The sequence below is a fragment of the Phenylobacterium sp. genome, from assembly GCF_030651755.1.
In the GTDB taxonomy this organism is placed as follows: Bacteria; Pseudomonadota; Alphaproteobacteria; order Caulobacterales; family Caulobacteraceae; genus Phenylobacterium.
On record NZ_JAUSBZ010000162.1, the window covers coordinates 18,493 to 30,325 of the forward strand.

The 11,833-nt window shown below is 68.4% G+C and carries 13 protein-coding genes and 1 other RNA gene; 10 read left to right on the forward strand and 4 right to left on the reverse strand.

The genetic code is table 11. The features are described from left to right. Positions 1-49 precede the first annotated feature (49 nt). Positions 50-1,135, forward strand: a complete 1,086-nt coding sequence (locus Q7V15_RS16145; RefSeq protein WP_304756868.1) for an aromatic ring-hydroxylating dioxygenase subunit alpha — start codon at positions 50-52, stop codon at positions 1,133-1,135. 4 nt (positions 1,136-1,139) lie between these two features. On the opposite strand, the gene nudC is transcribed toward Q7V15_RS16145, so the two are convergent. Beyond that, the gene (nudC, locus tag Q7V15_RS16150; protein WP_304756869.1) at positions 1,140-2,066 is read right to left on the reverse strand and encodes an NAD(+) diphosphatase; all 927 of its coding nucleotides are present in this window, start codon (positions 2,064-2,066) and stop codon (positions 1,140-1,142) included. Between the two features lie 60 nt (positions 2,067-2,126). Between nudC and ffs the strand changes: the two genes are divergently transcribed. The 6 genes from ffs (at position 2,127) to Q7V15_RS16180 (ending at position 6,946) form a co-directional block, all read left to right on the forward strand. Then, an RNA gene (ffs, locus tag Q7V15_RS16155) (signal recognition particle sRNA small type) lies at positions 2,127-2,225 on the forward strand. Positions 2,226-2,246: 21 nt separating this feature from the next. Beyond that, positions 2,247-4,037: a DNA polymerase III subunit gamma/tau gene (locus Q7V15_RS16160; protein WP_304756870.1), complete on the forward strand. Its 1,791-nt coding sequence runs from the start codon at positions 2,247-2,249 to the stop codon at positions 4,035-4,037. Between the two features lie 6 nt (positions 4,038-4,043). Next, positions 4,044-4,370, forward strand: a complete 327-nt coding sequence (locus Q7V15_RS16165; RefSeq protein ID WP_304756871.1) for a YbaB/EbfC family nucleoid-associated protein — start codon at positions 4,044-4,046, stop codon at positions 4,368-4,370. Between the two features lie 10 nt (positions 4,371-4,380). Further along, the gene (recR, locus tag Q7V15_RS16170; protein WP_304756872.1) at positions 4,381-4,983 is read left to right on the forward strand and encodes a recombination mediator RecR; all 603 of its coding nucleotides are present in this window, start codon (positions 4,381-4,383) and stop codon (positions 4,981-4,983) included. Between the two features lie 112 nt (positions 4,984-5,095). Beyond that, the gene (gene rmuC, locus Q7V15_RS16175; protein ID WP_304756873.1) at positions 5,096-6,382 is read left to right on the forward strand and encodes a DNA recombination protein RmuC; all 1,287 of its coding nucleotides are present in this window, start codon (positions 5,096-5,098) and stop codon (positions 6,380-6,382) included. Between the two features lie 54 nt (positions 6,383-6,436). Then, positions 6,437-6,946 carry a peptide deformylase gene (locus Q7V15_RS16180; RefSeq protein ID WP_304756875.1) on the forward strand — a complete coding sequence of 170 codons (510 nt, stop codon included), beginning with the start codon at positions 6,437-6,439 and terminating at the stop codon, positions 6,944-6,946. Positions 6,947-6,972: 26 nt separating this feature from the next. Here the strand turns inward: Q7V15_RS16180 and Q7V15_RS16185 are convergent, their stop codons facing one another. Further along, positions 6,973-7,233: a cell surface protein gene (locus Q7V15_RS16185; protein WP_304756876.1), complete on the reverse strand. Its 261-nt coding sequence runs from the start codon at positions 7,231-7,233 to the stop codon at positions 6,973-6,975. 99 nt (positions 7,234-7,332) lie between these two features. Between Q7V15_RS16185 and fmt the strand changes: the two genes are divergently transcribed. Together fmt and truA are read left to right on the forward strand one after the other, a co-directional pair. Then, complete coding sequence (gene fmt / locus Q7V15_RS16190; RefSeq protein ID WP_304756877.1) at positions 7,333-8,259, forward strand: methionyl-tRNA formyltransferase; 927 nt, start codon at positions 7,333-7,335, stop codon at positions 8,257-8,259. Then, complete coding sequence (gene truA / locus Q7V15_RS16195) at positions 8,259-9,020, forward strand: tRNA pseudouridine(38-40) synthase TruA (RefSeq protein WP_304756878.1); 762 nt, start codon at positions 8,259-8,261, stop codon at positions 9,018-9,020. The genes fmt and truA overlap by 1 nt, the downstream gene beginning before the upstream one ends. Positions 9,021-9,121: 101 nt before the next feature. Here the strand turns inward: truA and dapE are convergent, their stop codons facing one another. Then, on the reverse strand, positions 9,122-10,273 hold the full coding sequence (dapE, locus tag Q7V15_RS16200; protein ID WP_304756880.1) for a succinyl-diaminopimelate desuccinylase: 1,152 nt from the start codon (positions 10,271-10,273) through the stop codon (positions 9,122-9,124). Between the two features lie 420 nt (positions 10,274-10,693). Here dapE and Q7V15_RS16205 point away from each other — a divergent pair, with 420 nt between their 5' ends. Further along, positions 10,694-11,083: a hypothetical protein gene (locus Q7V15_RS16205; protein ID WP_304756882.1), complete on the forward strand. Its 390-nt coding sequence runs from the start codon at positions 10,694-10,696 to the stop codon at positions 11,081-11,083. A 5-nt stretch (positions 11,084-11,088) separates the two neighbouring features. On the opposite strand, the gene Q7V15_RS16210 is transcribed toward Q7V15_RS16205, so the two are convergent. After that, the gene (locus Q7V15_RS16210) at positions 11,089-11,490 is read right to left on the reverse strand and encodes a hypothetical protein (RefSeq protein WP_304756883.1); all 402 of its coding nucleotides are present in this window, start codon (positions 11,488-11,490) and stop codon (positions 11,089-11,091) included. Positions 11,491-11,833 lie beyond the last annotated feature (343 nt).

An 11,833-nucleotide genomic window follows, 5' to 3' on the forward strand; every position in this document is an offset into this window, starting at 1 on the left:
CTGGGTAAGGCGGGGCAGGCTCGTCCCTCAAAACCCGGGGGAGGCCGCCATGCCGCTTGATCGCAGTCCCTATGCCGAGGTCGCCGACCGGCCTGAGGCGGCCGTCGCCCTGCCTGGCCAGGCCTATGTGGATAGAGACGTATTCGCCGCCGAGCAGGCGCGAGTCTTCCGGGCCGGCTGGGCGCCGGTGGCGCGGACCAGCGATGTGGCGAGGCCCGGCGACTATCTTTCGGTCGACCTGTTCGGCGCGCCGCTGGTGGTCACCAATGACGGCGGAACCCTGCACGTCCTCTCCAGGGTCTGTCGCCATCGCGGCATGCCGGTGGCGCAGGGGCGGGGCTCGGCCAAGGCCCTGACCTGTCCCTACCATCTGTGGCGCTATGATCTGGACGGCCGCCTGGCCGCCGCCCCGGCCATGGAGCGCTCGGCGGTGTTCGACCGCGCCGACTGCGCCCTTCCCCAGATGAGAAGCGAGGTCTGGGGCGGCTGGATCTTTGTCAATCTGGATGGTCAGGCGCCGCCGCTGTCGCCCCGGCTGGAGGGCCTGGCCGAGCGACTGGGTCAGATCGCGCCAGACCGCATGGTCACCGCCGACCTGCTGACCTTCGAGTCCCCCTGGAACTGGAAGGTGATGGTCGAGAACTTCCTGGAATCCTATCACCATATCGGGCCTCACCGGGACACCCTGCAGACGTCCAATCCCGGCCTGTTGACCTATGAGGGGGCGGCCTCAGACCTGTTCACCGTGCTGGAAAATCCCCCCGCCGACGGCAGCCACGGATCGTTCGTGGTGGCGGCCATCTTCCCGCTGACCCTGATGTTCTTCACCGAAGGGGAGACGCCGCTGGGGGTCTGGTATGAGCTGACCGATATCGAGACCGACCGATTCACCCTGAAAATCCATCTGCTGGCCCCGCCTGAATTCGCCGCCGTTCCGGAGTTCGTGGCCCTCTATCGCGAGCAGGTCACGGCCATCCATCTCGAGGATGTTCCCGCCTGCCAAGGGGTGCAGCAGGGAATCGCCAGCCCCTTGTACCGGCCTGGGCCGCTCAGCCATCTGGAGCAGCCGCTGTGGCGGTTTCACCGGCATCTCCAGCAGGCCATGGGGCAGGTCGCCAGCGCTGCGGGCGCCTGAAGCCTCAGCCTTCCTCGACCCAGGCCTTCAGCAGCTGGTGGGCGATGGCGAGCGGGCCAGGGGCGAAGACGCCCTCGATCTTGCCGGCCAGCAGGTCGCGGGCCTCATCGCGGGTGAACCAGCGGACCTCCGACAGCTCGGTCTGGTCGGGGGCGGCCTGGTCGTCCTCCACCTCGGCGATCAGGCCGATCATCAGGGAGGACGGGTAGGGCCAGGGCTGGGTGGAATGATAGCGGACACTGACGGCCGTCAGCGCGGCCTCTTCGGCCAGCTCCCGGGCGCAGGCCTCCTCGATGCTCTCGCCGGGCTCCACGAAGCCGGCCAGGGCCGAGAACATGCCGGGCGGCCAAGCCTCCTGCCGGCCCATCATGCAGCGGTCGCCGAGATAGGGCAGCATGATCACGACGGGATCGGTGCGGGGGAAGTGCTCGGCCTTGCAGGTGGGGCACTGGCGCTTCCAGCCCCCGTCGACGACCACGCTGGGCTCGCCGCAGGCCGCGCAATGGCGGTGGCGGCGGCGCCATTCGAACATGGACTTGGCCGTCGCAGCGATGGCGGCCTCTGAGCCGGGCAGGCGCAGGGCGATGGCCCGCAAATCTTCAAATGAACCGACTCCGCGCAGGGGCCCCTCGGCAGGGTCCACCCCGCCCTCGATGTCCACGGCGAAGACGGCGGTGTCCTTCCACAGGCCCATGAACAACAGCCGCTCAACCCCGCCGGCCAGTTCGTCGGAGATGGTCGCCGGCACATAGGCCAGCTGCACGCCCCCGCCCGCGGCGGTCTCCACGAGGGGGCGACCGTTCCACAGGACGATGGCCAGCGATTCGGCCGAGGTCTGCATTTCGGCGAGCCAGGCGGTGTCGCCCCGGCGCTCGCTGGCGCGGTCCAGGGGGTTGCCGGCGAAGATGTTTTGGAAGGCGGTCAGGGGCATGAATTGCGTTCTATCTGCGCCCGAGCTTGCGCGCACCTGTTTCGATCGCGATATTGGGGGTGGAGATCGGCGACGGGCGGAGTCCTCGCCAACCCGGTCAGGTCCGGAAGGAAGCAGCCGTAACGAGTTTCGCTTCGGGTCGTCGTCCGGTCTCCACCCGTTTCCTCTCACCTTCCCCCCATGGCCGACCAAGACATCACGCTCGATTCCGATCTGCCCGAGCGTGATCCGAATACGACGGACATGTTTGGAAACCCCGAGCCGGCGCCCGCGCCGCCTGCGGCGGAGAGCGCGGCCTATACGGTCATTGCGCGCAAATACCGGCCCAAGACCTTCGAGGACCTGTTCGGCCAGGAGGCGATGGTCCGCACCCTGCGCAACGCCTTCGCCTCGGGCCGCATCGCCCACGCCTTCATGCTCACCGGGGTCCGCGGGGTCGGCAAGACCACCACGGCGCGCCTGCTGGCCAGGGCCCTGAACTACGAGACCGACACCATCCACGCCCCGACCCTGGACCTGTCCCAGGACGGCCGGCACTGCCGGGCCATCGTCGAGGGCCGGCACATGGACGTGCTGGAGCTGGACGCCGCCAGCCGCACCGGTGTCGGTGACATGCGCGAACTGTTGGACGGGGTGCGCTACGCGCCGGTGGAGGCCCGCTACAAGGTCTACATCATCGACGAGGTCCACATGCTCTCGACCGGGGCGTTCAACGCCCTGCTCAAGACGCTGGAGGAGCCGCCGCCCCACGCCAAGTTCATCTTCGCCACCACCGAGATCCGCAAGGTGCCGGTGACCATCCTGTCGCGGACCCAGCGCTTCGACCTGCGCCGGGTCGAGCCCGAGGTGATCGTCAAGAACCTGGAGATGATCTGTGCGGCTGAGGGCGCGCGGGTGGAGGCTGAGGGCCTGACCCTGATCGCCCGGGCCGCCGAGGGCTCGGTGCGCGACGCCCAGTCCATGCTCGACCAGGCCATCGTCCAGGCCGAGACGGGCCAGACGGTCAGCGCGACCTCCATCCGCGACATGCTGGGCCTAGCCGACCGGGCCCAGACCATCACCCTGTTCGAACAGGCCATGAAGGGCGAGGCCGGTCCGGCCATCGAGACCTTCCGCGGCCTCTATGGCTATGGCGCCGATCCGGCCCAGGTGATGGGCGACATGCTGGAGCACTGCCATTCGGCCTCGGTGGCCAAGGCCGTCGGCCCCCAGGCTCTGATCATGCCCAAGGAGCAGGCCGCCCGCCTGACGGCGATCGGCGCGGCGCTCTCGGCCGGCACCCTGTCGCGGGTCTGGCAGATTCTGCTGCGGGCCCACGAGGAGGTGCGACGCGCCCCTGACCCGGCCGCAGCCGTCGACATGGCCCTGATCCGGCTGGCCTACGCCGCCGACCTGCCGGGGCCGGAGGAGGCGTTGAAGAAGCTGCAGGCTGGCGAAGCCCTGCCCGGCGGGCCTGCCCCGTCTGGCGGCGGAGGCGGCGGCGGCGGTTCGGGCGGCGGCGGCGCCAGCGCCGTGGCCCGCCAGATGGCCCAGCCACAGGCGCAGGCCGCGCCCGAGATCACCCTGCGCCGGTTCGAGGACGTCATCGCCCTGATCGAGCAGAAGCGCGACATCTCCCTGCGTCTGGACGTGGAGCGGTTCGTCCGTCCTATCGCCTTCCGCCCCGGCGTCATCGAGTTCGAGCCGGCGCCGGGCTCCCCCAACACCCTCATCCAGCGTCTGGCCGGCCGGCTGAAAGAATGGACCGGCGCGCCCTGGCTCATCGTCGCCCAGGGCGGCGGCGGGGCTGAGAGCCGCTGGGAGTCGCAGAAGCGCGAGGAGCGGGAAGCCCGCGAACGGATTGAGCAGGATCCCTTTGTCCGTTCGGTGATGGAAGCCTTCCCCGGCGCGGAAATTCTCAGCATCCGGACCCTGCCGCAGCCCGACCTCCAGCCGACCGGCGAGGACGACAGCGAAATTGAAGAGGACTAGAGCGCGATGAAGGACCTTGGCTCCCTGATGAAGCAGGCCCAGGCCATGCAGCAGAAGCTGGCCGACGCCCAGGCGCGCCTGGCCGAGACCACGGTGGAGGGCACGTCTGGTGGCGGTATGGTCCGACTGACCCTGCGGGGGTCCGGCGAACTGGCCGGCGTGGTTATGGACGAGAGCCTGCTGGCGCCTGGCGAGGGCGAGGTCTTGTCGGACCTGATGGTCGCCGCCCATGCGGACGCCAAGCGCAAGCTCGACGCCATGCAGGCCGAGGTGATGCGCGAGGCCGCCGGCCCGTTGGCCGGCATGGGCCTGCCTGGCATGCCCAAGTTCTGATCGACGCCCCTTGGCCGCATCCTCAGGACCCGAGATCGAGCGCCTGATCGCGCTGCTGGCCAAGCTGCCCGGGATGGGGCCGCGCTCGGCGAGGCGGGCGACGCTCGCCCTCCTCAAGCGCCGCGAACAGTTGCTGACGCCGCTGGCCCAGGCCCTGGCTGACGCCGCCGAGCGGGTGAAGACCTGTTCGACCTGCGGGGCGCTGGACACCCGCGACCCCTGCGCCGTCTGCGCCGATTCCGAACGGGACGCAGGCCTGATCTGCGTCGTGGAAGAGGTGGGCGCGCTTTGGGCTATGGAGCGGGGCGGCTCCTTCCGCGGGCGCTACCACGTGATGGGGGGCCTGCTCTCGGCCCTGGATGGCATCGGCCCGGACGCCCTGCGGGTGGGCTCTCTGGTGGCCCGGGCCAGCGCGCCGGAGGTGACCGAGGTGATCCTCGCCCTGCCGGCCACGGTGGATGGCCAGACCACGGCCCACTATCTCGCCGAAAGGCTGGCGCCCTGTGGGGTGACCATTTCCATGATCGCCCGCGGCGTGCCGGTGGGGGGCGAGCTGGACTGGCTGGACGACGGCACCATCGCCCAGGCCCTGCGGGCCCGCCGCCCGGCCTGAGGCCGAAAGGCCCGGCGTCCTTCGAGGCTCGCTGGCGCCCGCACCTCAAGATGAGGGATGGGGGCGAGGGCGGCCCCTGGCCCCGACGTCCGACTCCGGCTAGGAACGGAGCATGAACCTGGATGCCTCCCTCGTCGCCGTGGTGGTCTGCGCCCTGGCCGCTATCGCCGGCTTCGCCTGGGCGCTGATGGAGCGGCGCCGCGCTGACCGGCTGCAGGGCGACTACTGGACCCTGCGCGACCACAGCGCGGGCGCCGAGGCCGAGCTGCGCAGCTTCAAGGCTCAGTCAGAGGCCCAGGCCGAAATTCTGCGCAACCAGGCGGCCCAGTCGGCCAATGTGGTGGCCGAGGCCCTGCTCAAGCGCACCGAGGAGACCTTCCGCAATCGCGAGCAACTGGCCCAGGCCAGGCTGGAGGCCCAGCTGAAGCCGGTGGCCGAGACGCTCGCCAAGTTCCAGGAGCAGGTCACGGCGGTGGAGAAGACCCGCGCCGAGGAGACCGGCGGGCTGAAGGCTCAGATCGCCCAGCTGCTGACCGCGTCTGTCGCCACCCAGGACGAGGCGCGCAAGTTGTCGGCGGCGCTGCGCCGGGGGGCCGGCGTCCAGGGCCGCTGGGGGGAGCAGACCCTGCGCAATGTGCTGGAGGCCGCGGGCCTATCACACCGCTACGATTTCGAGGAACAGGTGGCCACCGACACCGAGGAAGGCCGCCGACGCCCCGACGTCACCGTGCGCCTGCCGGGCGGGGCCCTGTTCGTCATCGACGCCAAGTGCTCGCTGAACGCCTTCCTCGACGCCCAGGAAGCCACCGATGACGCGGCGCGCGAAGCCTGTTTCGTCCGCCATGCCCAGAGCGTGCGGGCTCACATGCAGAGCCTGTCGGCCAAGGCCTATTGGGACCAGTTTCCCGCCTCGCCCGATTTCGTGGCCATGTTCATCCCCGGCGACAGCTTCCTGGCCGCGGCGCTCGACCGGGCGCCGGACCTGATGAGCGAGGCCATGGATCGTCGGGTGCTGGTGGTGACGCCCACGACCCTGTTCGCCCTGTGCAAGGCGGTGGTCTATGGCTGGCGGGTGGAGGAGCAGGCGGCCAACGCCCAGGAGATCTCCAAGCTCGGTCGCGAGCTCTACAAGCGCCTGTCGGTCATGGGCGGCCATGCCGCGGCCGTGGGCAAGAAGCTGGAAGAGGCCGTCGGCAAGTACAATCAGATGGTCGGCTCCCTGGAGACCCAGGTGCTGACCCAGGCCCGGCGCTTTGAGGACCTTAAGGTCGACCACGAGGGACGCGATATCCCTGAGCTCAGCCCCATCGAAACCGCCGTGCGGCCCCTGGCCAAGCTTGCGGCGGAGTCCGGCTCAGAGTCGGCGCCTCGCATCCGGGCTGTGGGCGAGGACGGCTGAGCCGCGACAAAGGCCGACCTTGACGCTCAGGTTTGGCGCGCTTACCTCGCAACTATGGCCATTCGCGAAATCCTCACGGTCCCGAACCCGATCCTCAAGCAGGTCTCCCAGCCGGTGGAGGCTGTCGATGATGCGCTGCGCGCCCTCATGGACGACATGCTCGAGACCATGTACGCCGCGCCCGGCATCGGCCTGGCCGCGATCCAGATCGGCGTGCCCAAGCGCGTCATCGTCATGGACATCGCCGGCCCCGACGACGAGCGCCAGCCGCGCTACTATGTGAACCCCGAGATCCTCTGGGCGTCGGACGACACCGCGCCCTACGAGGAGGGCTGCCTGTCGATCCCCGACATCTATGACGAGGTCGAGCGTCCGGCCCGGGTCAAGCTGCGCTACCTCAACTATCAGGGGGAGCAGGTGGAGGAGGACGCCGAGGGGCTGTTCGCCGTCTGCATCCAGCACGAGATGGACCACCTGGAGGGCGTCCTGTTCATCGACCACCTGTCGCGCCTGAAGCGTGACCGGGCGGTGGCCAAGGTCAAGAAGCAGGCCCGCGCCGCCTGAGGCGAAACCTCTGAGCGGCGGCGGCCCTATTCCGAGGTGGCTTCGTCAGCCGTCTCCCGGATTTCCGCGCCGGCTTCCTTCAGGGCTTGGCCAGCATCGCTGGCCGCGTCCTTCGCCAGGGCCGCGGCGTCAGACGCCACGGTCTTGAGTTCGGCCCCGGCTTCTGAGGCGGCCGCCTTGAGTTCAGTTCCAGCGGCCTTGGCCTCGGTTCGGGCCTGATCTTTTTCGGCCTCTGTGCAGGCGGCGAGCGCCAGGGTCGCGAGGGCGGCGATGATCGTCAGGCGCATGGAAACCTCCTTGGGTTCTGAAGCGCCCTATCAACGGTCAAGCTTGTCCTTCGGTTCCGCAGCTTTGCGCCCTGGAGGGCGGCGGGGTAAACGGCGTCCATGCGTCTGGCCTTTCTTGGAACTCCCGACTTCGCCGTCATCGCCCTGGCCCGCCTGGTGGCGGCCGGCCACGATATCGCCTGCGTCTATTCCCAGCCCCCGGCGCCGAGGGGACGGGGCCAGGCGCTGAAGCCCTCGCCGGTGCACGCCTTTGCGCAGGACCATGGTCTGCCAGTGCGCACGCCGGCTTCCATGCGCGATCCCGCCGAGATCGAGATCTTCCGGGCGTTGGATCTGGATGCCGCCTGCGTGGTCGCCTACGGCCAGATCCTGACCCGGGAGGTGCTGGAGGCGCCCCGGCTGGGCGCCTTCAACCTGCATGGCTCGCTCCTGCCCCGCTGGCGAGGCGCGGCGCCCATCCAGCGGGCGGTCATGGCCGGCGACGAGATCACCGGCGTGCAGGTCATGCGAATGACCGAGGGCCTGGATGAGGGCCCGGTGCTGGCCACCGCCACGGTGCGCATCGGCCCACGGGACACCGCTGGCGATATCCACGACCGTCTGGCCGAGCTGGGCGCCGACCTGCTGGCGCAGACCCTGCCGAAGATCGAGGCCGGGGTCGCCCAGGAGATTCCCCAGTCGGCCGAGGGGATCACCTACGCCAAGAAGATCCGCCCCAAGACCGCGCGCATCGACTGGTCGAAGGCCGCTGCGCGGGTAGACGGCCAGATTCGTGGCCTGTCGCCCTTCCCCGGCGCCTGGTTCGAGGCGCCGGGGGACAAGGGGCCGGTTCGCGTCAAGGTCCTGGCCTGCGTCCGCGAGGACGGCGCTGGCGCTCCAGGTGAGGTGCTGGACGACCAGCTGCTGGTGGCCTGCGGCGAGGGGGCGGTGCGTCTATTGCGGCTCCAGCGGGAGGGACGCGGCCCCCAGGACGCGGAGGTCTTCCTGCGGGGCTTTCCCCTGTCGGCGGGCGCAAGGCTTAGCTGATGCCGCGCTACAAGCTCACCGTGGAGTATGACGGCCGGCCCTATCGGGGCTTCCAGGCCCAGGCGGGGCTGGCCTCGGTGCAGGGCGCCATTGAGGCCGCGGTGAAAGGCTTCTGCGGCCAGGACCTACGCCTGCAGGCGGCGGGCCGCACCGACACCGGCGTCCACGCCATCGGCCAGGTGGTGCATGTGGACCTGGACAAGGCCTGGAAGGCCGATGTGGTCCGCGACGCGCTCAACGCCCACCTCGTGCCGCAGCCCATCGCCATCCTGTCGGCCGAACAGGTGGAGGATCCCCGCTGGCATGCGCGCTTCTCGGCCATCGAGCGGCGCTACATCTACCGCATCCTCAACCGCAAGGCGCCGCCGGCCCTGGACTGGGGCCGGGTCTGGCATGTGAAGAAGCCCCTGGACGCTGACGCCATGCATACTGCGGCCCAGGCCCTGGTGGGCCATCACGACTTCACCACCTTCCGTGACCTGCAGTGCCAGGCCAAGTCGCCGATGAAGACCCTGGACGTGGCCCGGGTGCGTCGCGAGGGCGAAGAGGTGGTGCTGGAGTTCGCCTCGCGCTCCTTCCTCCACCGGCAGGTCCGCTCCATGACCGGCACCCTGGCGGAGGTGGGGCTGGGACGGTGGAGCGCCGCCGATGTGGCCGACGCCCTGGCGGCCCGCGATCGCCGCGCCTGCGGCCCCGTGGCGCCGGCCGCCGGCCTCTATCTGGTGGGCGTGAAGTATGGCGCGTTAGCGCCAGGAGATTGAACCACAAAGCTCACCAAGAGCACGAAGGACGCAAAGGCTCTTCGTGAACTTCGTGTCCTTCGTGGTTGATGCTCACTCCGCGCCTTCGGCGCGAGCGCGCTTCAGCCGCCGAACCGCGCGAAGTAGCGGGCGATGAGGCGCTCATAGACCGCCTGCAGGTCGCGAATCTCGGCCACGGGGGCGCGTTCGTCCACCGCATGCATGGTCTTGCCCACCAGCCCCAGCTCCACAACCGGGCACAGGGCGCGGATGAAGCGGGCGTCTGAGGTGCCGCCGGTGGTGGACAGCTCTGGATCGCGGCCGGCCACGTCGCGCACGGCGGCGGCGACCAGATCGGTGAAGTCCCCGGGTTCGGTCAGGAAGGCCTCGCCGCTGATGGCCGGCGTGACCCGCACCGCCCCGTCGAAGCCTTCGGCCTTGGCCTGGGCCACGCCCTCGATCCAGGCGGCGAGGTCGGCGCCCTTGTGGCCCGGATTGAAGCGGATATTCACCCGGGCCCTGGCCTGGGCAGGGATCACATTGGTGGCGGCGTTGCCCACATCAATGGTGGTGATCTCGAGATTGGATGGCTGGAAGCCGGTATAGCCTTCGTCCAGCACATGGGCGTCCAGGGCCGCCAGGATGCGCACCAGCACCGGCACGGGATTGGCCGCCCGGTGGGGATAGGCCACATGGCCCTGCCGGCCCTCGACCACGATCTCGGCGTTGATCGAGCCGCGTCGGCCGATCTTGATCATGTCGCCAAAGGTCTCGGCGCTGGTGGGCTCGCCCACCACGCAGTGATCGACGATCTCGCCCTCAGCCATCAGCGCCTCGACGACCTTCTTGGTGCCATCGATGGCGATCCCTTCCTCGTCCCCGGTGATCAGGAAGGAGAGGGAGCCGGTGACCTCGCCCCGGGCCAGGCCGGCGGCTGCGGCGGCGGCGAAGGCGGCGAGGGCGCTCTTCATGTCCACCGCGCCGCGGCCGATCAGGATGTCATCGACGATCTCGGCGGCGAAGGCGTCCTGGCTCCAGGCGCTGGCGTCGCCCACCGGAACCACGTCGGTATGGCCCGCAAAGCAGAGGTTCGGCCGCGCGGTCCCCCAACGGGCGTAGAGGTTCTCGATCTCCCCGAACCGCATCCTGCGGCAGGTGAAGCCGAGCTTGGCCAGTTCGGCTTCCAGCACATCCATGGCGCCGGCGTCGGCCGGGGTGACGGAGGGGCGGCGGATCAGGTCCTGGGTCAGGCGGACGGGGTCAAGGCTGCTCATGGGCAGCAGTTAGCCATGGTTGGACGGCGTCGCAATGGTCGCCTGATGCGGTGCGGGCCCGACGCTCCACCCAGGTTAGGTTGTTTAATATAGAGTAATCATCCCAGTATAGGAATGAGCGGTATTTCATAGATCAGATAAAAATGGCCTCATGCCTCCAACGAATGGAGGTCTGTCATGAGCATCGCGTCGCTTTTTGGTCTTGGTGAGCGTCGCCCTGATATATCGAGAGTCGATCTGGCCCTGAGGTCTGAGCGGCCACAAAATCGCGTCCCTGCAAAGTCGCCTTTTGGTCGCCGAGTATTTCGCGCTGACCTTGGAGCGAGCGACAATCTATACTTCGCCATACGCTCTTTAGGGCTCCAGGGACGGGATCATGTCCTGCAGCACGCCTTCGTCGATGATCGGGGGAACGTGGTGATGAGCGCCCTGGTCCGTTCGACCGCGCCGGGGGCGATCCTGCTGGGTCCCTCAGCCGGGGACCTGGCGATGGAACCGCTGGACCAGGAGTCGTTCGAATACATGGCTAGGCGACTCTGCGGCGGCGCCCGGTTGGTCGCCTTCCAGCGGGTGCTGCAGGGGGGGCTTCTGCCCCATAGTGCGGTCACCTCGGCGACGACCGTCGACTGCGCCTGGCGGCGCTTTCAGCACACGGCGCGGCGACTCGGCCTGGCCGTATCGGCTCGGACTCCGTTGACGCTCAATGACGCCCTGGCCTTGGCCCGGCTGCCGGAGCTTGAGTCGGAAGATGCGGCCCTGCGGGCCCTCGCCATCCGGGCGCTATGGCGCTGGATGGATGAGGTTGACTGAACCGCTCAGCTTCGGGAATCGATGGGGTCGGTGAAAAGGGGCTTCAGTTCGTCGAAGAAGGTCTTGAGTCCGTATCGCTCTCCCAGGGTGAAGAGGCCGTTTTCATCCCGGTTCAAATAGCCATTGGCCGCCAGCAGCAGCAATTTGCGCCGGGCGCTCTCCCTGGGAATTCCGGTGATTTCCGACAGGCTCAGGGCGTTCAGCCCGCGTTGAGGACGCGGCGCGGCTCCTTCGCTGTTAAGGCGGTCGGCGAGTTCCGAAAGCAGGAAGGTGAGATAGAGGACATATTGGTCCAGATCCCCATCGAACCGCGCCCGGGTCCGGATCAAGACGGCGGAGAAGTGCCCGCTCCACCGATAGAACAGCCGGTGGAAGTCCTGATCAAACGCGATTGACTCACTTTCCACCCAGCCCCTGGGTTCTCGGGGAACGACGGAGCGGGATGTCCCGCCCTCATCAAGCGCCAGGGGCGCATGGCTTGAGGTTAACGAAAACATAACGATCACTCCCGCAGTCGGTCTCGTTGCATAAGCAACGAGAAGTTGTCACATTTCGGGCGAAGCGGAGCTTTCGTTAGTCAGATTTCGCCGTCATTCCAGATGGAAGACTGCATTAACCAAGTATAAAGACGTCTCCGCTCGTAGGAGACAACCTAGTCTACTCGCCCATAACGGGAAACAAGGGCCGCGCTCAAAATGAGCGGACAGGCCCCCCTGAAGCGTCTCGCCGAGAATGCATGCAGGTGCTGAC